This is a genomic window from Streptomyces sp. NBC_00984 (assembly GCF_045162475.1).
In the GTDB taxonomy this organism is placed as follows: Bacteria; Actinomycetota; Actinomycetes; order Streptomycetales; family Streptomycetaceae; genus Streptomyces.
In genome coordinates, this window is record NZ_CP108734.1 from 5438750 (window position 1) to 5463449 (window position 24700).

Annotated in this window: 21 protein-coding genes and 1 tRNA gene; 13 read left to right on the plus strand and 9 right to left on the minus strand. The window is 70.9% G+C overall.

Going from position 1 to position 24700, the window contains the following annotated elements:
• Positions 1-101 precede the first annotated feature (101 nt).
• Together OG520_RS24340 and OG520_RS24345 are read right to left on the minus strand one after the other, a co-directional pair.
• Positions 102-173: transfer RNA gene (locus tag OG520_RS24340), tRNA-Gln, on the minus strand.
• Between the two features lie 23 nt (positions 174-196).
• On the minus strand, positions 197-394 hold the full coding sequence (locus OG520_RS24345) for a hypothetical protein (RefSeq protein WP_406014594.1): 198 nt from the start codon (positions 392-394) through the stop codon (positions 197-199).
• Positions 395-549: 155 nt separating this feature from the next.
• Between OG520_RS24345 and OG520_RS24350 the strand changes: the two genes are divergently transcribed.
• Positions 550-1866, plus strand: a complete 1317-nt coding sequence (locus OG520_RS24350) for a sensor histidine kinase (RefSeq protein ID WP_406014595.1) — start codon at positions 550-552, stop codon at positions 1864-1866.
• 252 nt (positions 1867-2118) lie between these two features.
• Here OG520_RS24350 and OG520_RS24355 read toward each other — a convergent pair whose 3' ends face one another.
• Positions 2119-2652: an SUKH-3 domain-containing protein gene (locus tag OG520_RS24355; protein WP_399327960.1), complete on the minus strand. Its 534-nt coding sequence runs from the start codon at positions 2650-2652 to the stop codon at positions 2119-2121.
• Positions 2653-2662: 10 nt separating this feature from the next.
• Complete coding sequence (locus tag OG520_RS24360; protein ID WP_406014596.1) at positions 2663-3187, minus strand: YwqJ-related putative deaminase; 525 nt, start codon at positions 3185-3187, stop codon at positions 2663-2665.
• 313 nt (positions 3188-3500) lie between these two features.
• Between OG520_RS24360 and OG520_RS24365 the strand changes: the two genes are divergently transcribed.
• The 4 genes from OG520_RS24365 to OG520_RS24380 all read left to right on the plus strand — a co-directional run bounded on the left by OG520_RS24365 (position 3501) and on the right by OG520_RS24380 (position 9602).
• Positions 3501-4478, plus strand: a complete 978-nt coding sequence (locus tag OG520_RS24365; RefSeq protein WP_399327957.1) for an SMI1/KNR4 family protein — start codon at positions 3501-3503, stop codon at positions 4476-4478.
• Positions 4479-4483: 5 nt separating this feature from the next.
• Positions 4484-7159, plus strand: a complete 2676-nt coding sequence (locus tag OG520_RS24370) for an SUKH-4 family immunity protein (RefSeq protein WP_406014597.1) — start codon at positions 4484-4486, stop codon at positions 7157-7159.
• Positions 7160-7339: 180 nt separating this feature from the next.
• On the plus strand, positions 7340-8233 hold the full coding sequence (locus OG520_RS24375) for a cellulose-binding protein (RefSeq protein ID WP_266418326.1): 894 nt from the start codon (positions 7340-7342) through the stop codon (positions 8231-8233).
• Between the two features lie 382 nt (positions 8234-8615).
• Complete coding sequence (locus tag OG520_RS24380) at positions 8616-9602, plus strand: MarR family transcriptional regulator (RefSeq protein WP_406014598.1); 987 nt, start codon at positions 8616-8618, stop codon at positions 9600-9602.
• Between the two features lie 27 nt (positions 9603-9629).
• Here the strand turns inward: OG520_RS24380 and OG520_RS24385 are convergent, their stop codons facing one another.
• On the minus strand, positions 9630-9896 hold the full coding sequence (locus OG520_RS24385) for a hypothetical protein (RefSeq protein ID WP_406014599.1): 267 nt from the start codon (positions 9894-9896) through the stop codon (positions 9630-9632).
• 106 nt (positions 9897-10002) lie between these two features.
• On the opposite strand from OG520_RS24385, the gene OG520_RS24390 reads away from it, so the two are divergent.
• Together OG520_RS24390 and OG520_RS24395 are read left to right on the plus strand one after the other, a co-directional pair.
• Positions 10003-10839 carry a helix-turn-helix domain-containing protein gene (locus OG520_RS24390; RefSeq protein WP_389975553.1) on the plus strand — a complete coding sequence of 279 codons (837 nt, stop codon included), beginning with the start codon at positions 10003-10005 and terminating at the stop codon, positions 10837-10839.
• Positions 10836-11045 carry a DUF397 domain-containing protein gene (locus tag OG520_RS24395; RefSeq protein WP_266418331.1) on the plus strand — a complete coding sequence of 70 codons (210 nt, stop codon included), beginning with the start codon at positions 10836-10838 and terminating at the stop codon, positions 11043-11045. Before OG520_RS24390 ends, OG520_RS24395 begins: the two co-directional genes overlap by 4 nt.
• A 115-nt stretch (positions 11046-11160) precedes the next feature.
• On the opposite strand, the gene OG520_RS24400 is transcribed toward OG520_RS24395, so the two are convergent.
• Together OG520_RS24400 and OG520_RS24405 are read right to left on the minus strand one after the other, a co-directional pair.
• On the minus strand, positions 11161-12777 hold the full coding sequence (locus OG520_RS24400; RefSeq protein WP_406014600.1) for a cation acetate symporter: 1617 nt from the start codon (positions 12775-12777) through the stop codon (positions 11161-11163).
• Positions 12774-13184, minus strand: a complete 411-nt coding sequence (locus tag OG520_RS24405; protein WP_406014601.1) for a DUF485 domain-containing protein — start codon at positions 13182-13184, stop codon at positions 12774-12776. Before OG520_RS24405 ends, OG520_RS24400 begins: the two co-directional genes overlap by 4 nt.
• A gap of 523 nt (positions 13185-13707) precedes the next feature.
• Between OG520_RS24405 and OG520_RS24410 the strand changes: the two genes are divergently transcribed.
• From OG520_RS24410 to mfd, 3 genes are all read left to right on the plus strand, one after another.
• A complete protein-coding gene (locus OG520_RS24410) occupies positions 13708-14496 on the plus strand; it encodes an ABC transporter ATP-binding protein (RefSeq protein ID WP_266418337.1) in 789 nt (262 codons plus the stop codon).
• Positions 14493-17078 carry an ABC transporter permease gene (locus OG520_RS24415; protein ID WP_406014602.1) on the plus strand — a complete coding sequence of 862 codons (2586 nt, stop codon included), beginning with the start codon at positions 14493-14495 and terminating at the stop codon, positions 17076-17078. Before OG520_RS24410 ends, OG520_RS24415 begins: the two co-directional genes overlap by 4 nt.
• Positions 17079-17394: 316 nt before the next feature.
• Entirely contained in the window at positions 17395-20937 is a 3543-nt protein-coding gene (gene mfd / locus OG520_RS24420) for a transcription-repair coupling factor (protein WP_406014603.1), read from the plus strand.
• Positions 20938-20992: 55 nt separating this feature from the next.
• On the opposite strand, the gene OG520_RS24425 is transcribed toward mfd, so the two are convergent.
• Positions 20993-21394 carry an ATP-binding protein gene (locus OG520_RS24425; protein ID WP_406016551.1) on the minus strand — a complete coding sequence of 134 codons (402 nt, stop codon included), beginning with the start codon at positions 21392-21394 and terminating at the stop codon, positions 20993-20995.
• Positions 21395-21543: 149 nt separating this feature from the next.
• On the opposite strand from OG520_RS24425, the gene OG520_RS24430 reads away from it, so the two are divergent.
• The 3 genes from OG520_RS24430 (at position 21544) to OG520_RS24440 (ending at position 23880) form a co-directional block, all read left to right on the plus strand.
• Complete coding sequence (locus OG520_RS24430) at positions 21544-22083, plus strand: GntR family transcriptional regulator (RefSeq protein WP_406014604.1); 540 nt, start codon at positions 21544-21546, stop codon at positions 22081-22083.
• Positions 22080-22859 carry a GntR family transcriptional regulator gene (locus OG520_RS24435; protein WP_406014605.1) on the plus strand — a complete coding sequence of 260 codons (780 nt, stop codon included), beginning with the start codon at positions 22080-22082 and terminating at the stop codon, positions 22857-22859. The genes OG520_RS24430 and OG520_RS24435 overlap by 4 nt, the downstream gene beginning before the upstream one ends.
• A gap of 238 nt (positions 22860-23097) precedes the next feature.
• Entirely contained in the window at positions 23098-23880 is a 783-nt protein-coding gene (locus OG520_RS24440; protein WP_406014606.1) for an HNH endonuclease family protein, read from the plus strand.
• Positions 23881-23953: 73 nt separating this feature from the next.
• Here the strand turns inward: OG520_RS24440 and OG520_RS24445 are convergent, their stop codons facing one another.
• A complete protein-coding gene (locus OG520_RS24445; protein ID WP_406014607.1) occupies positions 23954-24685 on the minus strand; it encodes a hypothetical protein in 732 nt (243 codons plus the stop codon).
• Positions 24686-24700: the final 15 nt, after the last annotated feature.

Genomic DNA, 24700 nt, shown 5'->3' on the forward strand with positions numbered 1-24700 from the left:
CCTTCGGCTTCGGGTGGTGGACACCCGAAGGATACCGGGGGGGTATGGGGCAGGCATGAGTGCGGGCCCCGACCTTGCTGGTCGGGGCCCGCACGCGGAGGCTCCCCTGCCAGGACTCGAACCCGGACAAATAGCACCAAAAGCTACTGTGCTGCCAATTACACCACAGGGGAATAAAGTCAACTAACCGGACATGTCATCCGGTCGCTGAACCGGCACCCAACACTATGCCGTACCAAGTGCCTTCTACGCGATGATAAAGGTCCGCGCTCTTGGTGACGTGGATGATCAGGCGGCCGCGGATCTGCCGGAGGCTGAGGTCCTCCCTGTGCAGAGCGACGACCTGCTCGCGCAGGTCTTCGAAGTTGGCGTACTTGCTCGTGATTTCCGTCATGCAATGAGCGTCGTCCGGAATGCGGACGTCCGGTGCGAAAGGCTGCTCGCTTCGCCATTTCAAGCGATAAGTGGTCGTTCCGTCTCTGTCCGGCGGACGCACGTGCTGTCCAGGTCGCCCGAAAATGAGGTGCGGTCGCCCTTAGGGTGGACGACATGACCGCAACGGGGGCAGACCGGGAAGCGGCGGGGTCGACCACCCGCGGCTACTGGTGGTGGGAGCGGCGGCGCAGTGTCGCCCTGGATGTGGGGCTCGCGCTCCTGTCGGCGCTGGAGTGTGCGCTGGAGGGTGTGGAGTTCGCCGGGGACACCGGGTTGCCGGTGCCGGTGGGTGTGCTGTTCGGGCTGCTCGCGGGGTCGGTCCTGGTGTTGCGGCGGCGCTGGCCGATCGCGGTGGTGCTGGTGGCGGTCGCGACCACACCGGCCGAGATGGGTTTCCTGATGGGCCTGGTCGGCCTCTACACGCTGGCCGCCTCCGACGTGCCGCGAAGGATCACCGCGGTGCTGATGGGGATGTCCTTCGCGGGGACGTTCATCGTCACGTACGTACGGCTGCGGCAGAGCGTCTCCCAGCAGGACGATTTCGGGCCGGGCGACTGGTACGTACCGCTGATCTCGCTCTTCATGTCGCTCGGGCTCACCGCGCCGCCCGTGCTGTTCGGCCTCTACATAGGGGCCCGGCGGCGGCTGATGGAGAGCCTGCGGGAGCGGGCGGACTCGCTGGAGCGGGAGTTGTCGCTGCTCGCCGACCGGGCGGAGGAGCGGGCCGAGTGGGCGCGTACGGAGGAACGCCACCGGATCGCCCGCGAGATGCACGATGTGGTCGCGCACCGGGTGAGTCTGATGGTCGTGCACGCCGCCGCGCTCCAGGCCGTCGCGCCGAAGGATCCGGCGAAGGCGGTGCGCAACGCGGCGCTGGTCGGTGACATGGGACGGCAGGCGCTGACGGAGCTGCGGGAGATGCTCGGGGTGCTGCGGGCGGGGGAGTCGGTGACGGCCCGGCCGGCCTCGGTGCCGCTGGCCTCGGTCGGTCAGGCGGCTGCCGCCGCGGCCGCCGCCGCCACGGAGGACGGGCCGCGGCTGCATGAGGTGGAGGTCCTGGTGGGGGAGTCCAGGGCGGCGGGGATGACGGTGGAGCTGTCGGTGGACGGTGAGGCGCGCGCGTATCCGCCCGAGGTCGAGCAGACGGCGTACCGGGTGGTGCAGGAGGCTCTGACGAACGTGCACAAGCATGCGGCGGGCGCGAAGACGTGGGTGCGGCTGGCGCACCGGGACGCGGAGGTCGCGATGCAGGTGGAGAACGGACCGTCGGACGCGGCGACGGCGGACGCGGGGCTGCCGAGCGGGGGCAACGGCCTGGTCGGTATGCGGGAGCGGGTGCTGGGGCTCGGCGGTGTCTTCGTCTCGGGTCCGACGGACGCGGGCGGCTTCCGGGTGTCGGCGGTGCTGCCGGCTCAGAGGGCGGCGGCCTGATCCGTGGGACCGGCGGGGCGGGGCCCGGCCGGTCCTGCGGGGGCGGTGCGCGGGTTCGGGGCCTGGTGGGCCCTGGGCCGGACGGGCCTAGGGCCTGTCCGGCGGATCATGGCCGGGGGCGTGGTGTCTGGCACGGCACCTCGCGGCGTTGCCGAAACGCCCGGACAGCTCCGCTATCAGGACGCTCCGGCGCCTTGCGATGCACCGCACCAGACGCCGCGCCCTGTCCGACCCTGATCCGCCGGACAGGCCCTAACCCGAGACGAGGCGCTCCGGCTGGATGCCCGTGACCAGGGTCGCCAGTGCCCGGTCGATGTCCGGGCCGAGGTACCAGTCGCCGGTGTGGTCGACGCTGTAGACGCGGCCTTCGGTGTCGATCGCCAGGACCGCCTGTCCGTCCCCTTCTTCGCCCAGGGGGCTGACCTCGGTCTCCAGCGCCCGGCCGAGGTCGCCGAGGGTGCGGGCGAGGTGGAGTCCGCTCAGCGGGTCGATGCGTACCGGGGCGGGCGCGATCTGGCGGCCCGGCGCGGACGCGGTGATGTGGAGTCCGCCGAATTCGGCCCAGGCCTCCACGGCCGCGGGGAAGACCGCGTGCTGGTGGCCGGCGGGCGAGGCGTGCGAGCGCAGTGCGTCGGCCCATTCCTCGGCCTGCCGGATGTCCCAGCGGCCGGGCTGCCAGCCCGCGGCGCGCAGGGCGGCGTCGACGGCGACGGGGAAGCGGGTGGAGGCGCTCCGGTCGCGGTCCGCGGGGCTCGTTTGTTCGGGTAGGTCGGTTCGGTCGCGCATCGGCGTGCGGTCAGCCCTTCTCGGCGGTGGTCGCCGCCCCGGTGGTCGTGAGGTCGACGGGACGTACGCCGAAGTGGGCGAGCATCGCCGCGCAGGAGCGGCACGGCGGCGCGTAGCTGCCGTGCATCGGGTCTCCGTCCTCACGGATGCGTCGTGCGGTGAGCCGCGAGTGCTTGAGGGCGCGCCGGGCCTCGCCGTTGGTCAGCGGCTTGCGCTGGGCGCGCTTGGAGCGGTTCGACTCCGCCGCGGTGAGCTGCCGGGAGAGCAGTATCGCCTCGGGGCAGCGGCCGGTGAACCGTTCGCGCCGGCTGCTGGGGAGGGTGTCGAGGAAGTCCTGGACGAGTGGGTGCAGTACGGGGGGCTGGTCACCCTTGCCCGCGGTGCAGGTGAGTGTCTCGCCGCGTACGGACAGGGCCGCCGCGACTGCGGGCAGGATGCCGTCGCGGCGGTGGTGCAGGCGGGGTGCGCGGCCGGCGTCGGTGCTGCTCCAGCTGAGGCGCGGATCCCCGGATGTGACTGATTGTGTGGTGTGCATGGCGCTTTCCCTCCCGTGCCGCAGCGGTAGCTGCGCGGTGTGCACGCCCCCGAGTTGCGGTGACAGCCTGCCAAATGTCCCGGCTGGTGGGGAAGCTGGGGCAGTGAAACGTGTCTCTGTGTCGCCCGTCCGTGGCGGGGGCGTCGCTCGTCCGTCACGCCGGTGTGACGGTTCGTGACGGATGCGGAGGGGGAGGCGTAGGACAGGTCACATGGGCGAGACCCGCCCTTGCGCCACCGCATAGGCTGTGCCCGGACCGTCCCCCTTGGGCAGGCCGGTCCTCACCAGCCAGACGCAGCAGGGGGCAACCGCCATGACGACAGGTCGGCTCGGGCAGCAAGCCGCGCCACCGAACGCGGCCTACGCCGGGCAGCTCGTGCATTTCCCGGACCCGGTCCGGGCGTCCCGCCACCCCGGTGGTGTGCGCATGGACGAGAACGGCAGCCCGGACTTCGCGCCGTACGCGCGTGCCGCCGCCGAGATCGCCGAGCCTCCGCAGGGCTTCGGGGTCGATGAGTTGCGGCTCACCGATTACGTGTCGGCCAATGCGGCGCTGGCGGCGAGCGGCCATGAGCTGTGGGACACGATCCCGGCGGTCGCCACTCCGCACGGCTGGACGTGGCACCACGTGCCCGGTGGCCGGCGTATGGAGCTGGTCCCGGTCGAGGTGAAGGCGCTGCTCAGACATCACGGTGGCCTTGCCGCCACGGCGGTCGACCACAACAAGCGGGGGACCCGCCCGTTGCAGGAGACCCGGCCCGCGCATTTCCGGCTGCCGAAGGGTGCCGTGGCGGTGAGCGAGGCGCAGGTGCTGGGTGTCGAGGAGGACCTCGGCTATCGACTGCCGGGCGCCTACCGTTCGTTCCTCAAGGCGGCGGGTGGTTCGGCGCCGGTCGGCGCGGCGCTCGACGCGGAGCTGGGGCTTCTGGTCGACCAGCCGTTCTTCACGGTGCGCGAGCAGGCTTCTGCGAACGACCTTGTGTACATCAACAAGTGCTTGCGCGATCACCTCACCAAGGACTTCCTGGGCGTCGGTTTCGTCCAGGGCGGCATCATCGCGGTGAAGGTGAAGGGCAACGGTGTCGGCTCGGTCTGGTTCTGCGCGTACGACGACGCCCGGGACCAGGACGGCTGGAACGTGCAGGAGCGGGTGGACCGGCTGTTGCTGCCGTGCGGCGGTGACTTCGATGCCTTCCTGCAGCGTCTGGCGGGCAATCCGCCGGAGCTGGAGACCGTGGCGAACCTGATGGTGGACGGCGGCTTCGCGCGGGCCGTCCCGGTGGAGGGGTGAGCGCGATGGTGACCTTTGCGCAGGCGCAGGAGCGCGCGGACGAGTGGATCAACGGCGATGTGCCCGCGTACCAGCACCGTGAGGTGCGGGTGCGGGAGTTCGAGCTGGGCTTCGTTGTGTGGGGCGAGGACCGCGCCGAGGGCCCGGTCTCGGACGGCGGCAGGCAGCGGCTGGTGATCGCCAGGGACAGCGGTGAGGCCACCTTGTGGCCGGGGCTGCCGGTGGGCGAGGTGATCCGGCGGTACGAGGAGGAGTACGGCGCCCACGCGGCGGCCGTGGCCGCTCCGGAGCCGCCGCAGCGCATCGACCTCAATCAGACGTCATTCCTGTTGAGCCCCCCGGAGTGGCTCCAGGAAGCGGCCGACAAGCTGGGCATCCCGGACCGCCGGGAGAACCGGGGCCAGGACGCGGCGCCTCCGGCGGCGTCCTCGGCCCCTCCGGTCTCTCCTGCTCCGCCCGTCTCCCCTGTTTCGCCCGCCTCCGCCGCCGCGCCTGTCGGTCAGGCGTCGCCGGGTTCGCACGGCGGGCAGGTCGCGTACGAGCCCACGGCCAACGACGGTGTCCCGGTATCCCCGCCGAACGTGCCCGCCGGGTCCACCCCCTGGGCCGGCACGGACACGAACGCGGGTTCCGACGACGGGGCGGTGCCGCTCCCGGCCACGGTGTTCGCGCCGCCGCTCTCGGGTGCCGACGACGACGGCGCCCCGCCGCCGGTCGTTCCGGCCGACGCGCCGACCGCCCTGATGTCGGGCGGCAGTCAGCTGCCCCGGACGGCGATCGTGCCCGGTCTGCCCCCGCAGGGCGGCGCCCCGGGTGTTCTTCAGGGTGCTCCGGGCGCGGGTGCTCCGGGTCTGAACGCTCCGGGTCTGAATGCTCCAGCCGGTCCGGGTGCTCCGGGTCTGAACGCTCCGGGTCCGAATGCTCCGGCCGGTCCGGGTGCCGGTGACATCGCCGATGCGGCCACCAGCAAGGCCGTGGTGCCGCCACGTGGTGCGCGTGGTGGCGGTCCGTCGACCCCGCCGCCGCCCGGTGCCCCCGGAACCCCGGGCGCCAGGCCGGGTCCGCCCGTGCCGCCGCCCTCGGGACCGGGTGCGCCCGGTGCTCCGGCGGGCGGGTACCTGCCGACCCAGCTCGCCCCTCAGACGGGTCCGCCCGGTGCGCCGCTGCCGCCTCCGGGTCCGCCCGGTGCGCCTGGTGCTCCGGTGCCGCCTCCGCCGCCTGGTTCGACGACGCCGCCCGGTGGTGGGGTGCACCATGCCGCGACGATGCTGGCCGACCCGAGCATGGGTGGTCCGGGTGGGCTGCGGCCTCCGGGGCCTCCCGGTGCGCCTGGCGCCCCTGGCGCCCCTGGTGCGCCGGGTATGCCCGGTGCTCCGGTGCCGCCTCCGCCGCCCGGTGGCGGTGTGCATCATGCCGCGACGATGCTGGCCGACCCGAGCATGGGTGGTCCGGGTGGGCTGCAGCCGCCCGGTGCGCCCGGCGCTCCTGGTGCTCCGGTGCCGCCTCCGCCGCCCGGTTCGACGCCGCCGCCCGGTGGCGGTGTGCACCATGCCGCGACGATGCTCGCCGACCCGAGCATGGGCGGCCCCGGTGCGCCGCAGCCTCCCGGCCCGCCCGGTCCTCCCGGTCCGCCCGGAGTGCCGCAGGGCGGCGCCCCCGGCCCCGTACCGCCCCCGGCGTACGGCTATCCGCAGGCGCCCACCGGTCAGCCGACCGTCGGGCCCGGCTACCAGGCCGTGCTGCGCTACCGCGCGCCCGACGGCAGCGAGCAGCAGCTGATCCGGCGCTCGGCGCCCGGCACCCCGCACCCCGAGTGGCAGATGCTGCACGAGCTGCGGGCGATGAACGTGCCGCCGCAGCAGGTCATCGAGCTGCACACCGAGCTGGAGTCCTGCGAGCTGCCCGGTGGCTACTGCGCGCGGATGATCCGTGAGACCTGGCCGCAGGTGCGGATCACCAGCGTCGCCCCGTACGGCACCGATCACGCCAGCCGTCAGCAGGGCATGCAGCATCTGCTCACCCACCAGGGCGAGCTGCACCAGGTGGCGGACGGACCGGCCCGTCCGGCTCCGGTGCGCGCGCCGCTGCCGCAGATGCCGCCCGCGATGGCGGCGCCGCCGGAGGTCATCGCGGACGAGCTGCTGCAGACCTTCGGGCCGCAGGGCATCTGCCGCTTCGATCAGCGTGCCGTCTCCCGTCAGGGTGTGCCCGAGACCGTGGCGCGCACGCTGGTGTGGGCGGGGCTGCCCGCCGACTTCGGGCCGTTCTTCTGGGCGCAGCCCGGTCAGCCGGTGGTGCCGACGCTGGCCGAGCTCGCCGCGCAGCGCCAGGTGCAGGCCGCCCCCGACGCGGGGTCGTATCTCGTCATGGGGTCCGACTTCGGGCGGGCGATCTGTGTCCAGTACGGGACCGCGAACATCGTGGCCGTGCCGGTCGAGGCGGGGCCGGGCGGTCAGTCGGTGGCGCCGCAGTTCGTGAACACGGGGCTGCCGGAGTTCCAGCGTTCGATGGCATTGCTCGGCCGGATGTGGCGGCTGCGCTTCGGGCTCAACCCGGAGCAGGCGGGTCGTTGGACGGTCGACTTCCAGGCCCAGCTGGTGGCGCTGGACGCGGCGGCGCTGGCGTCGCCGGAGAGCTGGTGGTCCGTACTTCTCGAACAGATGTGGGACGGGCTGATCTGACCCGGCGGGTTCCGCGGACGGCGCCCGGCTCCCGGAAGGGGGCCGGGCGCCGTGCTGCGCGCTGTCTGTGATGCCTGTCGCTTCCGCCCGGAAAGCAGTTGATCGATTCCGACTTCTGGGCCAATTGCCGCATCCTTGACGTACTGCTGATGGTCGGAGAGTCGGAAAGAGGCTTCAAGGATGAGTTCTGCACCGGTGTCCGCGCACGGCTTCGTCGGCGGACGAGGACGTGGTTACCGTCCGGAGCAGGTGGACCGCGCGGTGGCCGGGCTTTCGGCGGAGCGGGACGCGGCGCTGGACGAGGTGTCCCGGCTGACCGCGTTGGTGGAGGAGCTGTCGGCGGAGTCGGTCCGGCTGAGCGAGGTCGTCGCCACGCTCGCCCCGCAGAACTACGAATCGCTGGGTGAGCGTGCCCAGCAGATCCTGGCGCTCGCCGAGGGCGAGGCGGAGACCCTGCGGGGCGCCGCCCAGGAGGAGGCGCAGGCGCTGCGGGACGCCGCGGACGAGGCGGGCCGCGGGATCCGTGCTTCGGCGCGGGCGGACTCCGAGGCCATGCGGGCCGCGGCCGTGACCCACGCCGACGAGACGCTGTCCACGGCGAGGGGCACCGCTGACGGGACCGTTGCCGAGGCCCGCGAGGAGGCCGCGGAGGTGCGGGAGCGCTCGGAGTCCATGATGACGGAGACGATCCGCCGTACCGAGAGCGTCCTCGCGCACCAGGAGCAGGAGCACTCCGAGCGCTGGCAGGCGGCCGAGCTCGAACTGGCCGGGGCCGAGGCCGCGCAGTCGGCGCATCACGACGAGCTGACCGAGCAGGCGGAAGCCCGCCTGGCCGAGGCGCGGCGGGCGCTCGCGGAGACGGAGGAGGCCGCCCGGCACGGTCAGGAGGACGCCGAGGCGCGGGCCGCGGAGCTGGTCGCGGCGGCCAGGGTCCGTGAGGAGCGGGTGGTCCGGGAGACGGAGCGGATCATGCGGGAGCACGAGGAGGGCCGCGAGGAGGTGCAGGCGCACATGGCACACGTACGGAATTCGCTCGCGGCACTCACCGGGCGGGTGACACCGGCGGAGGACTGACCCCGACTTCGGCGTTCCGGTACGCGAGTCCCGAGCCCCGGGCTCCGGGCTCCGAGTTCCGGACTTCGAGCTCCGGGAGGGTCTGTTCACTCTTTCGTGGGTACGGAGATGGGCTTGGGGCCGGGTCTTGAGCTTCGGGCTTCGGGAGTCGGGGTGCGAGGGCCGGGATTCGAGCGGTGTGTACCAACTGGTTGGATACAAGGGTTGGTTGGGGAAACCTCCCCGCCCTCCCTGACCCGTCACGGCCAGCAAGTATGACTAGTTGTGATCGACTTGCGGCGCGGAGTCGCGGCTGCTTACGGTGCCCAACGTAACGACCCCGACACGGTGTTCGTAGCACCGGCCGGGGTCTGACCCCAAGATCGAATTCAGAGGCGATCCCGTGGCTGTTTCAAACCTTAGCCCTGCCCTGTGCGCGCCCGCATCCTCGCGCCCCTCGCACCCGAAGGCCCGCCCCGGTTACGGAAAGCGATCCGTTCCGGAGCAACGCCCGCCGCGCGAGGCCGACTTCGCATTGCTGCCCGATCGCGAACGGCACATCGCCGGTTACGTGGATGCCCTGCCCGAGGGGGCGGCGATGGACATCAAGTCGCTGGCGAAGAGCCAGCCCCTCTACGGGCAGATGGCCGTCGGCAGCGCGCTGCGGGCCCTGGGGGTGGCCGGTCATCTGCGGCATGTCCGGTGCCTGAGCGGCGAGAACGGCGACCAGGTCCGCTGGGTTACGCGTACCTTCTGGTCGCGGGTTGCTCACGACAACGAGTGGTGGGACGCCTTACTCGCCGCCGAGGAGCGCCGGTCCGCGCCGATGTCGACCGCGAAGGCGGTGGAGCCCCCGGCGCCTGCCGAGCCCGAGGCGGGCGCCCCGGCCCAGGTGCCCGTGCCCGTGTCCAAGCCTGAGCCCGTGCACGTACCGTCGCAGCTGCCCACCCCGGTGGTGCCGCAGCAGCGCACTGCAGAGCCGGAGCCGGAGCCGCAGTCCCCGCCGGGACCTTCTCCCGCCTTTGCCGCCCTGGCCCGCCTCGGCCGTACCGACTCCCGCCTGGCCCTCTCGGCAGCGGACTGTGCGGCGCTGGAGCAGGGGGTCACCGAGTGGTTCGCGCGCGGTGTGGACGCCGATTACCTGACGCACGCCCTCACCGCCGGGCTCCCCGCGTCCGTCGACTCACCCTTCGGCTTCGTCCGCCGCCGCCTCCGCGACAAGCTCCCGCCCCGCCTGCCCGACGCGCCCCCGGCCACGCAGGCAACTCCCGTACGCCGTCTGATGATGGAGTGCACCGAGTGCGGTACGCCCGGGAGGCCCGAGGCGTTCCGTGACGGCTTGTGCAGGCCTTGCCGGGAGTTCGGTCCGGTCGCCCGACCGGCTCCGTGAGGCGTCGCCCCTGCCCTGCCGGCGCGTTCACAACCCGCCCCGACTGCTCCTGAGGTTCCGCAACGCGTTCTCGACGCTCAGCCGCTCGGCAGGTGTGAGCGCGCGAACCCACTCCGGCTCGGCCTCCCACTCGATACCGCCGCCGACCGGCCGCAACGCCCAGTACGGGCCGGTGACCCCTCGGAACTCCCCGACCCGGTTGCTGTGACCGGCGTCCCTCATGAGCGTTCCGGGGGGCGGGACTTGAGCTTGAGAGGGCTCGTGGCGATTCACGGCAACGTTCTCTTCGGTCACGTCAACTCCGCTCCGTAGCGATTCCACTACCAAGGGGATTCAGAGTGGCCTAGAGTCGGAACCCGATCAACGTGGCGGACCTGGATGAAAGGTTGGTGATAACCCTTTGAACCGCAAGGAGTTGAACCCGGACAGTTCCCCGGAAGCGGCCTTCGGCGCACGTCTCCGCAGCTGGCGCGAGGAGCGCGGCTGGAAGCAGGAGGACCTGTCCGATCGCATGGGGTACTCCAGCACCCATATCTCGGCGGTCGAAACCAGCCGGAAACTTCCGACCTTGCGTTTCTCGCGCAGCGCGGACCGGGCTTTCGGCACGGGCGATACAGCTGACACGTTCGAGCGCCACTGGCGCGAGATCCGGCACGGCTCGCTGCTGGAGGGCTTCCCCGAGTACGTGGGGCAGGAGAGTCGTGCTGCGGAGATCCGGCTGTACGAAGTGGGTGTGATGCCCGGCCTGCTCCAGACGCCCGAATACGCGACCGTGCTCGCGGAGAGCGCCGTCAAGCGCGGGGCGATCACCAACGACCAGGCGAAGGAACGGATCTCGCTCGTCGCCGAGCGGCAGGCCGCACTCGCCCGCACGCATCCGCCGTTGTTCCTGGTCGTGCTGGACGAAAGCTGCCTCCGCTGCCCGGTCGGCGGACCCGCCGTCATGGACGCGCAGCTGGAGCGGCTGATCGAGTTCGCCGAGCTGCCCAACACCGTGCTCCAGGTCGCCCCGTTCGACATGGCGGAGCTCCGTCCTTTCGACCTGCCGCTGTACATACTGACCCTGCCGGACCGCCAGCTCATGTCCTATGCCGAGTCCTCCCACCTGGGTACCCTCAACCGGGAAAGCGCTTCGGTTGTCCCCCTGTTGACGGCCTACCATCAGTTGCAGGCCGGGGCTCTGTCCCCAGCGGCATCCGTGGCCATGATCAGCCAGTTACGAAAGGGCTCCCCGTGACGACCGAATCCCCCCGCTGGTTCAAGTCCTCCTACAGCAACAACGGTGGCGCCTGCGTCGAGGTCGCCGCCAACCTCGTCGGCTCGCTCGGTGTCATTCCCGTCCGTGACTCGAAGAGCCGGAGCGGCCCCGTGCTGAGCACCTCCCCCGCTGCATTCGCCACGTTCGTGGCAGGGGTCAAGGCTGGAGAGTTCGGCTCGGTCTGACCGCCCCTCCTGCGCAACGACGACAGCCCCGCGCACTCTCGATCGATCCGGAGTGTGCGGGGCTGTCGTCATGCCGCCTGGCGGCAGGGGGCCGTGGAGCGGGCGAGGGCCGGGCTCACTGGTGTGTCGGTGGGGCGCCCGCCAGGATCCGGGGTTCCTCGCCCTGGTAGAGCCGGCGTGCCGCGGGGGCCGTGTGGCGGGGGAGGACCGTGCCCAGCCAGCCCGCCAGGAATCCGGCCGGGATGGAGACGAGCCCGGTGGTGGTGTACGGGAACCAGTTGAAGTCGTGGTCGGGGAAGACCGAGGTGGGTGAGCCGGAGACCAGGTTGGTGCCGGTGATCAGCACCAGTGTGGTGAGGGTGCCGACGACGAGGGTGCAGAGCAGTCCGGCGCGGGTGAAGCGCCGCCAGAACATGCTGTAGACGAGCGCCGGGGCGAAGGCGGACGCGCCGACGCAGAACGAGAGCGTCGCCAGCGCCTGTACGTTCCAGTGTCTGGCCACGACGGCGAGAACGGTGGCGAGCAGTCCGACGACGATCGCCGAGAACTGTGCCGTACGCATCTCGGACAGGCCCGGCAGCGGCTTGCGGTCCGGGTCGCGCACCCCGTGCAGGCCGTGCGCGAAGAGGTCGTGGGCGAGGGAGTTGGCGCAGGAAAGGATCATTCCGGCGACGGAGGCGAGCAGGGTCAGGAAGATCGCCGTCGTCATCGTCGTGATGACCAGGGCCCCCATCCGCGTACCGTTCGCGACCTCGCCGCTGATCTGGAGGATCGCGCTGTTCCCGGACGCCCCGGCGGCGGTGATGACGTCGTGGCCGACGAGGGCCCCCGCGCCGAAGCCGATCACGACGAGCAGCAGGCAGATCGCGGCGACCACGCCGACCGCCCAGGACATCGAGCGCCGGACGGCCTGGGTGGAGCGGGCGCTCGACATGCGCATGGCGACGTGCGGCAGGCAGGCGGCGCCGAGCACCACGGTCAGTTCGGAGCTGACCATGTCGAGTCCGCTGCCGTCGAACTGGAGCCCCGAGCGCAGATACGCGGCCCCCGCGCCGCTGCTCTGCCGGGCGGCGGAGAGCAGGGAGTCGGTGTTCCAGTCGAACCGGTTCATGATCAGTACGGCGATGGTGAAGGCGGCCACGAAGAGGACCACGGTCTTCACGATCTGGATCAGCGAGGTGCCCTTCATCCCGCCGATCGCCGCGTAGCCGATCATCAGGGTGCCGAGTCCGATGATGGCGCCGGTGCGGAAGCCCGAGGTGTCGAATCCCAGGATGAAGGCGAGCAGATCGCCGCTGCTGGCGAGCTGGACGACCATCATCGGGACGAGCGCGGCGAGGGTGGCGGCGCAGGCGGTGATGCGGACCGCGCGGCCGGGGGCGCGGCGCACGAGCAGGTCGCCCATGGTGAACCCGCCCGTGTTGCGCAGGGGTTCGGCGAGCAGGAACATCAGCAGGACGAGCGAGAGGGTGATGCTCAGGGCGAGGATCATCCCGTCGTAGCCGGTGAGGGCGATGATGCCGGTGGTGCCGAGCACCGTGGCCGCGGAGAGGTAGTCGCCCGCGAGGGCGAGGCCGCTCTGCAGGGGCGAGAGCGAGCGGGAGCCGGTGTAGAACTCGTCGAGGTCGTCGCGGTCCGGGCCGGTCATCACGCAGAGCAGCAGAGCCACGGTGCCCACGGCGAGGAAGGCGACCAGGGACATCGACTGCGCGGAATTGTTGAATCCGTTCACCGCGCCGCTCCCGCTCTTCGGATCCGGGCGGCGAGCGGGTCGACCGTACGCCGTGCGGTCCGCTCGTACACCACGATGGCGAGCACCGTCACGGGGAGCTGGCAGAGCCCCAGGGCCAGGCCGAGGTTGAGGCCGCCGAACAGGGGGACGTCCATCAGCTCCTTGGCGAATCCGGAGAGCAGCAGGAAGGCCACGAAGTAGCCGAGTGCGGTGAGGGTCGCGATGCGCCGCAGCAGTCGGTACGCGGTGCGCAGCCGGCGCAGGTCGCTGTGGCGGCCGGGGGCGGTTGCGGGTGCGGGAGCGTCGGCCGGGCTCGGCGGCCGGTCGGGCGGTGCCTGTTCCGAGCTCTGCCAGGGGAGCAGATAGTCGGGGTGGTGGGGGGAGGGGGGCGGGTTTCCGTGCGACATCGGGGTGCTGCTCCTTGCGTGGCTCGGGTCCTGGTCTGGACGGCAAGGCAGGAGTGCGGGGTGCGGTCGGAAGCGCGAACATTACTCGTGGGTACGGCAGTTGGGGAGAGGGTGGCCTGAATTACCCAGGGTAATGGCTTAGTTGCGTGCGGCCCCGTGAATGGAAGGTGGCGGCCGGGCGTGAAGCGGGCCCCGGTCGCCCCGGCCGGTACACCCTTGGGTCCAGCCCCTGATACAGGACTCCACCCAGGGGTCGAGACCCTTAGGGGGAGCTCCTTACATCTGGCCAGGGACGGTTCCTCCCGGCGGAGGACGTGGCGGCGGGGACTTGTTCCTTAGCGTGTTCTTACACCGCGGAAAGCGGCCGAATCCCACCGCGGACGCGGTCGGGCACGGGGGCGGGGGTGGGGAAAACCCCACCCGAGAACTGCGCCGGGCACCAGTGCGCCGGATCCGCTCCCGACACCAGACTCTGTACGCGCACCGACGCATTCCCCACACTGACCGACATAGGAGATAAACCGTGACAACGGCTGTAACCATTCCCAGGCACGGGGGCACTGGAAGGCGTACGGCCGTCGCTGCGCGAGCACGGCAGGTCGTCAAGGCGTACGGGGCGGGGGAGACCCGGGTCGTCGCGCTCGACCATGTCGACGTGGACATCGCCCGCGGGCAGTTCACCGCGATCATGGGCCCGTCCGGCTCCGGCAAGTCGACCCTGATGCACTGCCTGGCCGGCCTGGACACCGTGAGCTCGGGGCAGATCTTCCTCGACGAGACCGAGATCACCGGGCTCAAGGACAAGAAGCTCACCCAGCTCCGCCGGGACCGGATCGGCTTCATCTTCCAGGCGTTCAACCTGCTCCCCACGCTCAACGCGCTGGAGAACATCACGCTGCCGATGGACATCGCGGGCCGCAGGCCCGACGCCGCTTGGCTGCGGCAGGTAGTGGAGACCGTCGGTCTCGCCGAGCGGCTCAAGCACCGGCCCACCGAGCTCTCCGGCGGCCAGCAGCAGCGCGTCGCGGTGGCCAGGGCGCTCGCCGCCCGGCCGGAGATCATCTTCGGCGACGAGCCCACCGGCAACCTGGACTCGCGGGCCGGCGCCGAGGTGCTGAGCTTCCTGCGCAGGTCGGTCGACGAGCTGGGCCAGACCATCGTCATGGTCACCCACGACCCGGTGGCCGCCTCCTACGCGGACCGGGTGCTGTACCTCGCCGACGGACGCATCGTCGACGAGATGCACAACCCGACGGCCGACCAGGTCCTCGACCGGATGAAGGACTTCGACTCGCGCGGGCGGACGTCATGACCGTCTGGAAGACATCGAGGCGGAATTTCTTCGCCCACAAGGGACGCATGGCGCTCTCCGCCGTCGCGGTCCTGCTGTCGGTGGCGTTCGTGTGCGGCACGCTCGTCTTCACCGACACCATGAACACCACGTTCGACAAGCTCTTCGCCGCGACCGCGGCCGATGTCACGGTCAGCCCGAAGGAGCCCAAGGAGGACGACCGGCTCCCGGGCAACGGCAAGCCCGTCACGATCCCCGCGTCCGCCGTCGGGCAGGTCGCGAAGGCCACCGGCGCGAAGGCGGCCGAGGGCGCGGTCTCCAGCATGTCCGTCACCGTCGTCGACAGCCACGACAAGAACATGGGCTCGACCTCGGGCGCCCCGACGATCGCGGGCAACTGGACGAGGAACGACCTGCGTTCGATGGAGATCTCCTCCGGTCACGCGCCGCGCGGCCCGACCGAGGTGATGGTCGACGCCGACACCGTCGAGAAGCACCACCTCAAGCTCGGCGACGAGCTGCGCACCATCACCGCCAACGGCGACATCAAGGCCGCGATCAGCGGCATCGCCACCTTCAAGGTCACCAACCCCGGTGCCGCGGTCGTCTACTTCGACACCGCCACCGCGCAGACCAAGCTGCTCGGCAAGCCCGATGTCTTCAGCCTGATCTCCGTCACCGCGGAATCCGGCGTGGCCGACGAGCAGTTGAAGAAGAACGTCGCCACGGCGCTCGGCGGCCACTCCACGTACAAGATCCAGACACAGAAGGAGGCCGCGGACGCCAACAAGGACTCGATGGGCTCCTTCCTCGACGTCATGAAGTACGCGATGCTCGGCTTCGCCGGGATCGCCCTCCTCGTCGGCATCTTCCTGATCGTCAACACCTTCTCGATGCTGGTCGCCCAGCGCACCCGCGAGATCGGCCTGATGCGGGCCATCGGCTCCAGCCGCAAGCAGGTCAACCGGTCCGTGCTGATCGAGGCGCTGTTCCTCGGCGTCGTCGGCTCGCTCCTCGGCGTGGGCGCGGGCGTCGGCCTCGCCGTCGGCCTGATGAAGCTCATGGGCGCCATGGGCATGGAGCTCTCCACCGAGGACCTCACCGTCGCCTGGACGACCCCCGTGGTCGGCCTCGTACTCGGCATCGTCGTCACCGTCGTCGCCGCGTACTTCCCGGCCCGCCGGGCCGGGAAGGTCTCCCCGATGGCCGCCCTGCGCGACGCCGGAACCCCGGCGGACGGCCGCGCGGGCCGGGTCCGGGCCGCGATCGGCCTGGTCCTCACGCTCGCCGGCGGCGCCGCGCTCCTCGCCGCGACGAAGGCCGACAAGTCGAGCGAGGGCTCGCTCCTCCTCGGCGTGGGCGTGCTCCTCACCCTGATCGGCTTCATCGTGATCGGCCCGCTGCTGGCCGGCTTCGTGGTCCGGGTGCTGAGCGCGGTCATGCTGCGGATGTTCGGCCCCGTGGGACGGCTCGCCGAGCGCAACGCCCTGCGCAACCCGCGCCGCACCGGAGCGACCGGCGCCGCCCTGATGGTCGGCCTGGCCCTGGTCGCCTGCCTCTCGGTGGTCGGCTCCTCCATGGTCGCCTCGGCCACCGAGGAACTCGACAAGTCGGTCGGCGCGGACTTCATCGTCCAGCCGGCCGGCGGCGACGGCGCACCGATCGTGGCCCAGGCGGCGAAGGCCCTGACGACCGTGCCGGACATCGAGCACCTCACCAATTACAAGATGGTGGGCGCCCGGCTGACCACCCCCGACGGCACCACCGAGGACGGGGGCCTGGTCGCCGCCGACCCCTCGTACAAGGACGACGTCCGCCGCGAGACGGTCTCCGGCGAGCTGGCCGCCGCGTACGGCAAGGACGCCATGTCGGTCGGCGAGACGTACGCCACCGAGCACCGCGTCGAGGTCGGTGACCGGATCACCGTCGCCTTCAGGGGCGGCGAGACCGCGAAGCTGAAGGTCGCCGCGATCACCTCGGACGACGTGAACATCGACAAGGGCCGGATGTACGTCAACATCGCGACCGCCGCGCGGTACGTCCCCGCCGACGCCCTGCCGCAGAACGTGGCCATGTTCGCGAAGGCCGTGGACGGCAAGGAGAAGGAGGCGTACGCCGCCCTCAAGAGCGCCCTGGCCAAGTACCCGCAGTACGAGGTGAAGAATCAGGCCGACTTCAAGCAGCAGCTGAAGGACCAGATCGGCCAGCTGCTGAACATCGTCTACGGCCTGCTGGCGCTCGCGATCATCGTCGCCGTCCTCGGCGTGGTGAACACCCTGGCTCTGTCGGTGGTCGAGCGGACCCGCGAAATCGGCCTGATGCGCGCCATCGGCCTCTCCCGCCGCCAGCTGCGCCGGATGATCCGCCTGGAGTCGGTGGTCATCGCGGTCTTCGGCGCCCTGCTCGGCCTCGGTCTGGGCATGGGCTGGGGCACCGCGGCCCAGAAGCTGCTGGCCCTGGAGGGCCTCGGCGTCCTGGAGATCCCGTGGCCGACGATCCTCACGGTCTTCGTCGCCTCGGCCTTCGTGGGCCTGTTCGCCGCCCTGGTCCCGGCGTTCCGGGCGGGCCGGATGAACGTCCTGAACGCGATCGCCACGGATTAGTGCGGGCGACGGCCGACGTAGGATGACCGAATCCGGCCCCGGGGTGTTCCTCCAAACATCCCGGGGCCGGATTCGTGTGTCCGGGACGTCGCCGCGAGGCCGGGTTCCTGCGGCGCGGTGTCCGGCACGCCGCCCCGGGACACCCCGCCGGGCCTGATTGCGGGCGCGGCTGTCACACCGGAGTCGTACGCTGGGAACCCCCGACCCGTGCGACGTGTCGGGCGCTTCGCGTTGCCCTTCGCGTTGCTCTTCGTGTAGCCCCCTGGCAGCAGCCGGCTGCCGGACCTCGCCCTCGTTACCCGGACGGAAGCCCTTCATGAGCCTGCACGGTCTGCTGGATGTCGTCGTACGTGATCCGGCGCTCGAAGACGCGGTGAAGGCCGCCGGCGACGGCCACCGCATGCATGTCGACCTCGTCGGCCCGTCCGCCGCCCGCCCCTTCGCCGTCGCCGCGCTGGCCCGCGAGACCGGGCGGACCGTGCTCGCCGTCACCGCGACCGGCCGGGAGGCCGAGGACCTGGCGGCCGCGCTGCGCACCCTGCTGCCGCCGGACACGATCGCCGAGTTCCCGTCCTGGGAGACCCTGCCGCACGAGCGGCTCTCGCCCCGCTCGGACACCGTGGGCCGCCGCCTCGCCGTGCTGCGGCGCCTGGCGCACCCGAGGAAGGACGACCCGGAGACCGGACCGGTCTCCGTCGTCGTCGCGCCGATCCGCTCCGTGCTCCAGCCGCAGGTCAAGGGGCTCGGCGACCTGGAACCCGTGGCGCTGCGCATCGGACAGAGCGCCGACCTCGGCAAGACGGTCGACGCGCTCGCGGCGGCCGCGTACTCCCGGGTCGAACTGGTCGAGAAGCGTGGCGAATTCGCCGTGCGCGGCGGCATCCTGGATGTCTTCCCGCCGACCGAGGAGCACCCCCTTCGGGTGGAATTCTGGGGCGACGACGTCGAGGAGATCCGCTACTTCAAGATCGCCGACCAGCGGTCGCTGGAGATCGCCGAGCACGGGCTGTGGGCGCCGCCCTGCCGCGAGCTGCTGCTCACCGACGAGGTGCGGGAGCGGGCCGCCGCCCTCGCCGAACAGCACCCGGAGCTGGGCGAGCTGCTCGGCAAGATCGCCGAGGGGATCGCGGTGGAGGGCATGGAGTCCCTCGCCCCGGTCCTCGTCGACGACATGGAGCTGCTGCTCGACGTGCTGCCGAAGGGTTCGATGGCGCTGGTCTGCGACCCGGAGCGGGTCCGCACCAGGGCCGCCGACCTGGTCGCCACCAGCCAGGAGTTCCTCCAGGCCTCCTGGGCGGCCACCGCGGGCGGTGGCGAGGCCCCGATCGATGTCGACGCGGCCTCGCTGTGGGGCATCGCGGACGTCCGGGACCGGGCCCGCGAGCTGGAGATGATGTGGTGGTCGGTCTCCCCGTTCGCCGCCGGCGAGGCCGACGAGGCCGACGAGGACACCGACACGCTCAAGCTCGGCATGCACGCCCCGGAGGCGTACCGCGGCGACACCGCCCGCGCGTTCGCCGACACCAAGGGCCGGCTCGCCGACGGCTGGCGCACGGTGTACGTCACCGAGGGCCAGGGCCTCGCCTCCCGCACCGTCGAGCTGCTGAGCGGCGAGGGCATCGCCGCCCGCCTCGACCCGGACCTGGCGGAGATCTCCCCGTCCGTCGTCCACGTCTCCTGCGGCGCGATCGACCACGGCTTCGTCGACCCGGCGCTGAAGCTCGCCGTGCTCACCGAGACGGACCTCACCGGCCAGCGCACCGCCACCAAGGACCTGGGCCGGATGCCGGCCCGCCGCCGCAAGACGATCGACCCGCTGACGCTGGAGACCGGCGACTACATCGTCCACGAACAGCACGGCGTGGGCCGCTACATCGAGATGGTGCAGCGCACGGTGCAGGGCGCCACCCGCGAGTACCTCCTCGTCGAGTACGCCCCGGCCAAGCGCGGCCAGCCGGGCGACCGCCTGTACATCCCGACCGACCAGCTGGAACAGGTCACCAAGTACGTCGGCGGCGAGGCCCCCACCCTGCACCGGCTCGGCGGCGCCGACTGGACGAAGACCAAGGCGCGCGCCAAGAAGGCCGTCAAGGAGATCGCCGCCGACCTGATCAAGCTGTACTCGGCCCGGATGGCGGCCCCCGGCCATGTCTTCGGCCCCGACACGCCCTGGCAGCGCGAGCTGGAGGACGCCTTCCCGTACGCGGAGACGCCCGACCAGCTGTCCACCATCGCCGAGGTCAAGGAGGACATGGAGAAGTCCGTCCCGATGGACCGGCTGATCTGCGGCGACGTCGGCTACGGCAAGACGGAGATCGCCGTGCGGGCGGCGTTCAAGGCGGTCCAGGACGGCAAGCAGGTGGCCGTGCTCGTACCCACCACCCTGCTGGTCCAGCAGCACTACGGCACGTTCACCGAGCGCTACTCCCAATTCCCGGTCAACGTACGGGCGCTGAGCCGCTTCCAGTCGGATTCCGAGTCCAAGGTGACCCTCGAAGGGCTCCGCGAGGGCTCCGTCGACCTGGTCATCGGCACCCACCGCCTCTTCTCCGCCGAGACCCGGTTCAAGGACCTGGGCCTGGTCATCGTCGACGAGGAGCAGCGCTTCGGCGTCGAGCACAAGGAACAGCTGAAGAAGCTCCGCGCCAACGTGGACGTCCTCACCATGTCCGCGACGCCGATCCCCCGTACGCTCGAAATGGCCGTGACCGGCATCCGCGAGATGTCGACGATCACCACGCCCCCCGAGGAGCGCCACCCGGTCCTCACCTTCGTCGGCCCGTACGAGGAGAAGCAGATCGGCGCGGCCATCCGCCGCGAACTGCTCCGCGAGGGCCAGGCGTTCTACATCCACAACCGCGTCGAGTCGATCGACCGCGCCGCCGCGCGGCTGCGCGAGATCGTCCCGGAAGCCCGTATCGCGACGGCCCACGGCCAGATGTCCGAACAGGCCCTGGAGCAGGTGGTGGTGGACTTCTGGGAGAAGAAGTTCGACGTCCTGGTCTCCACGACGATCGTCGAGTCCGGCATCGACATCTCCAACGCCAACACCCTGATCGTGGAGCGCGGCGACAACTTCGGCCTCTCCCAGCTCCACCAGCTGCGCGGCCGTGTCGGCCGGGGCCGCGAACGCGGTTACGCGTACTTCCTCTACCCCCCGGAGAAGCCGCTCACCGAGACGGCCCACGAGCGCCTGGCCACGATCGCCCAGCACACCGAGATGGGCGCGGGCATGTACGTGGCGATGAAGGACCTGGAGATCCGCGGCGCCGGAAACCTCCTGGGCGGCGAACAGTCCGGCCACATCGCGGGCGTCGGCTTCGACCTGTACGTACGCATGGTGGGCGAGGCCGTCGCCGACTACCGGGCCTCCCTCGAAGGCGGCGTGGAGGAGGAGCCGCCCCTGGAGGTCAAGATCGAGCTCCCGGTCGACGCCCACGTCCCCCACGACTACGCCCCCGGCGAGCGGCTGCGCCTCCAGGCGTACCGCGCCATCGCCTCCGCCAACACGGAGGACGACATCAGGGCCGTCCGCGAGGAACTCACCGACCGCTACGGCAAGCTCCCCGAACCGGTCGAGAACCTCCTCCTGGTCGCCGGCCTGCGCATGCTGGCCCGCGCCTGCGGCGTCGGCGAGATCGTCCTCCAGGGCCCGAACATCCGGTTCGCCCCGGTGGAGCTGCGTGAATCGCAGGAGCTCCGCCTCAAGCGCCTCTACCCGAGGACGGTCATCAAGCCCGCCGTCCACCAGATCCTGGTCCCCCGCCCCACCACGGGCAAGGTCGGCGGCAAGCCGGTCGTGGGACGTGAACTGCTCGCGTGGACGGGGGAGTTCCTCACGACGATCCTGGGGTCGTAGCCCCGGGACGCCTACTGTTTCGGCCCCGTCGCGAGTGCGGCGGGGCCGGGTTCTTTCATGGCGTGAGGTGGGCGGCGGGCATCTTGAACGTGAGCCACACGGTCTTACCGACGACGTGGTCATCGACTCCGAAGCCGTCGGCGAGCTCGTTCACGAGGTGTAACCCGCGCCCCGAGCACGCGTCGTGATCGGGACGCCGGACCACCAGCTGTCCGGGCCCGCTGTCACGGACCTCCAGCCGTACCAGTTCCTCATCCCGGCGCAGGCCGACGCAGAACTCACGGCCGGGCGGTACGCCGTGCAGCAACGCGTTGGTGGCGAGCTCCGAGACGCACAGCTTTATGTCCTCGATCAGAGGGTGAAGCTCCCACTCGACGAGGACGCCGGTGACGAAGTCGCGCGAGGCCCCAACTGACGTGCGTCTGCGGGGGAAACGTCGCTGTTCCGTCAGGTGCACGGTGATCACCGCCTTGTTCACGGGCTGTAATGTGACGGTGACTGTACTGCTATTCGCGAAAAGCAGCAAGATTTGCTCTGTGGGAGTGAGTCCGACTCGCCTACGGTGTGATGCGACAGACCGGTAGGGGCGGCGAAGGGAGAGGCGGTATGAGCGGCGGTGAATGGGTCGGCACCTCGGTGCCGTACCTGGCGGCGTCTGCCGGTATCGGCGGCGCGTGGGCTGCGGAGGCCGCGGCGGAAGGTCGCCGGGGGAGTCAGCGGATCGTCCGGGCGGGCGAGGTGGAGCCGCCGGAAACGGTCGCGGAGCTGCTGGGGACCCCGGTCGGGCAGTGCGTCATCGCCCGCCGCAGGATCATGTACCTCGATGACGAACCCTGCGAGTTGACGGACACGTACTACCCGCTGGACATCGCGTTCGGCACTGGCCTCGCAGGAACCGCCAAGATCCGTGGCGGGGCGATCAGACTGCTGGCGGACCTGGGGTATGTCGGTGTGCGCGTGCGCGAGGACGTGACTGCGCGGTCGGCGACCGGTCGCGAGTGTGAGCAACTGCGGCTGACGGCCGGTGAACCCGTGCTGCAACTGACCCGCCTTACCCTCGACGGGGCGGACCGGCCCATTCAGGTCGATGTGATGGCTATGCCGCCGCGACGTCAGAAACTGCGATACGAGATCAGGATCGGATGACCGTGCCCAGACCCGAAGCGGATGCCACCGACCGTCGTTCACTGCACGAGCGGATCGCCGCCGATCTCAGAGACCAGATCATGGGCGGGGATCTCGCGCCCGGGGCGGCTCTGCCGTCCACGGCGCACCTCAAGGAACGGTTCGACGCCTCGGGCGCGACGGTGCAGAAGGCACTGCAACTGCTCAAGGAAGAACAGTTGGTGGTCGGTAGGGCGGGTGCCGCCGTGACGGTCCGCGAACACCGGCAGCGAACCGTCCGCCCCGCCTCGTACATGGCCCCGGCGGGTCCGGGCGAGCCGTACCGCTGGCTGACCGAGATCGTCAAAGGCGGATCGCGGGCACACAGCACACTTCTTGAGGTCGCGGAGAGCCGACCGCCCACGGACGTCGCCGAGGCTCTCGGGCTCCCGGAGTCCGGCACCGCGTTCCTGCGGCGGCAACTTCTCATGATCGACGACGAGCCCGCCGAACTTGTTGCGTCGTACTACCCGTTGGAGATCACCCGTGGCACGGCGATGGAGGCACGCCGGAAGATCCCCGGCGGCACGCCGACACTCCTCGCCGAACTGGGCTACCCGCCACGGCTCAGCGTGGACCGGGTCTCCGCCCGGATTCCCACACAGGAGCAGTACCGGGCCCTGCGACTGCCCGGTGACCTTCCAGTGCTCCGCACCCTGCGCGTCGTCTACAGCGACAACGGTCGGCCCATCGAGGCGACCATCATGGTCAAAGCGGGGCATCTGTACGAGCTGCAGTACGAGTTCACAGCCGAGTGAGCACCGCAGGAGGAGGTGCGGGAGCCATCAGCCCGCAGCCTCCCGGGCCACCCGTTCCAGCCGGGGGCGGGAATCATACATCTAGGTAACTTACACGGATGTACGTTGAGTGGTCCGGTGGCTCGGCCGGTGTGATTCACGCCGCAATCGCCCGGACCATCGGCATGTGCATGTCCGCGAGGAGAAGGCGTCCGTAGGATTCCCGGGTTCGACTTTCTCCCCGTCAGGACGGTTTCGAGTGATATCTCCCCGCGCTTACCGAGTGATGCTGCCCGCCTTCAGCGTGGCGGCGGTGCTGGCCCTGGCCGGCTGCGACCCCGAGAGCGCGCACTCCGGGACCGGACGGCAGGGGGGCGGATCGGACGGTGGCGGGCAGGCCGTCACCGGGTTCGGGGCCAGCCCGCTCGACAACGCCGACGGCACGAAGCCGGGGCTTGCGCCGCTCACGTCCGAGGCGGACCGGGCGGCCGGGCGGAAGGTCATCGAGAAGGTGGCGACGAAGGGGCGGGGGCCGAAGACCGGTTACGCGCGGGACAGGTTCGGCTACGCGTGGAAGGACTCGATCGACGGGATACCGCTCGCGAGGAACGGCTGCGACACCCGTAACGACCTCCTCGCCAGGGACGGCAAGGACGTGAAGTTCCGGTCCGGTTCGGACTGCGTGGTCGTGGCGATGACCCTCAAGGACCCGTACACCGGCTCGACCATCGACTGGCGCAAGCAGCAGGCCACCAAGGTCCAGATCGACCACGTCATGCCGCTCTCGTACGACTGGCAGATGGGCGCCGCGCGCTGGAACGAGGCCAAGCGGCAGCAGATCGCCAACGACCCGCTCAACCTCATCCCGGTGGACGGGCCGGCCAACAACGCCAAGCGCGATTCGGGGCCGGCTTCCTGGCTGCCGCCGTACAAGCCGGTCCGCTGCTCGTACGCGGTGCGGTTCGCGCAGGTGTCCCTGAAGTACGAACTGCCCGTCACCGCCGCCGACAAGACGGCGATGCTGGAGCAGTGCGGCGGGTGAGCGGGGGAGTCCGGGGTGCGCAGAACCCGCCCGGGAGCGGGGCGGGTTCTGTGGCCTGAAGCGTTCGGGGAGTTCAGGGCTTCGGCTTGTTCGCCGTGAACGGCTTGTCGAATTCGGAGAATTCGACTGTCGCGGGGGCGGTGCGGTCGGTGTCCTTTCCCGATGTGCCGTGCGGGAGGGGCGGGTTCAGGTGCAGCTTGAGCAGGGAGGGTTTGCCGTCGGTGGCGATGTCCGCCGTCCACTTCCCGTCGTCCGTCCCGCCGGTGACGGTCAGGGCGGGCGTGCCGGAGCCGGGTGCGGTCGTCCGGCCCTTGTGGGCCGTTCCGCTCTTCGGCGCGAGGAGGCCGAGGAAGGTCTCCCGGTCGCAGTAGCGTTCGGCCAGCTCCGCGTGCCGGTCGCCGGTGGCGGGCTTCAACCAGCGGCCGGTGAGCTTCCTGGACTGCGAGGCGGAGACTGATCGCAGCATCGCGGCGTCCGACCGGGTGCGGACCTTGCCGCCGGTCCGTACCAGTTCCATGGTGCCCGCCGCACCCATGGAGAGCGTGACCGTGCACTCTCCCCTGATGTCCGTGGCGACGTACGCCTCGACCGGGCCCTCGGGGGAGGTCGTCTCCACTGTCATGCGCAGCGACTTGGCGGCGCGCGTCGCCGCGAGGGCCTTGTTGACGACCTCGGGGGCGGTCAGTCGGGCGTAGGGGGCAGTGGTGTCGGGTGCGCTGTCCGGAAGCATTCCGCAGGCCGTCGCGAGTGCGAGGGCGGTCGCGGCGCTCAGGGTGGCTGCCGAGGCGCGTGCGAGAAGGCGCATGGTGGTCGGCTCCGG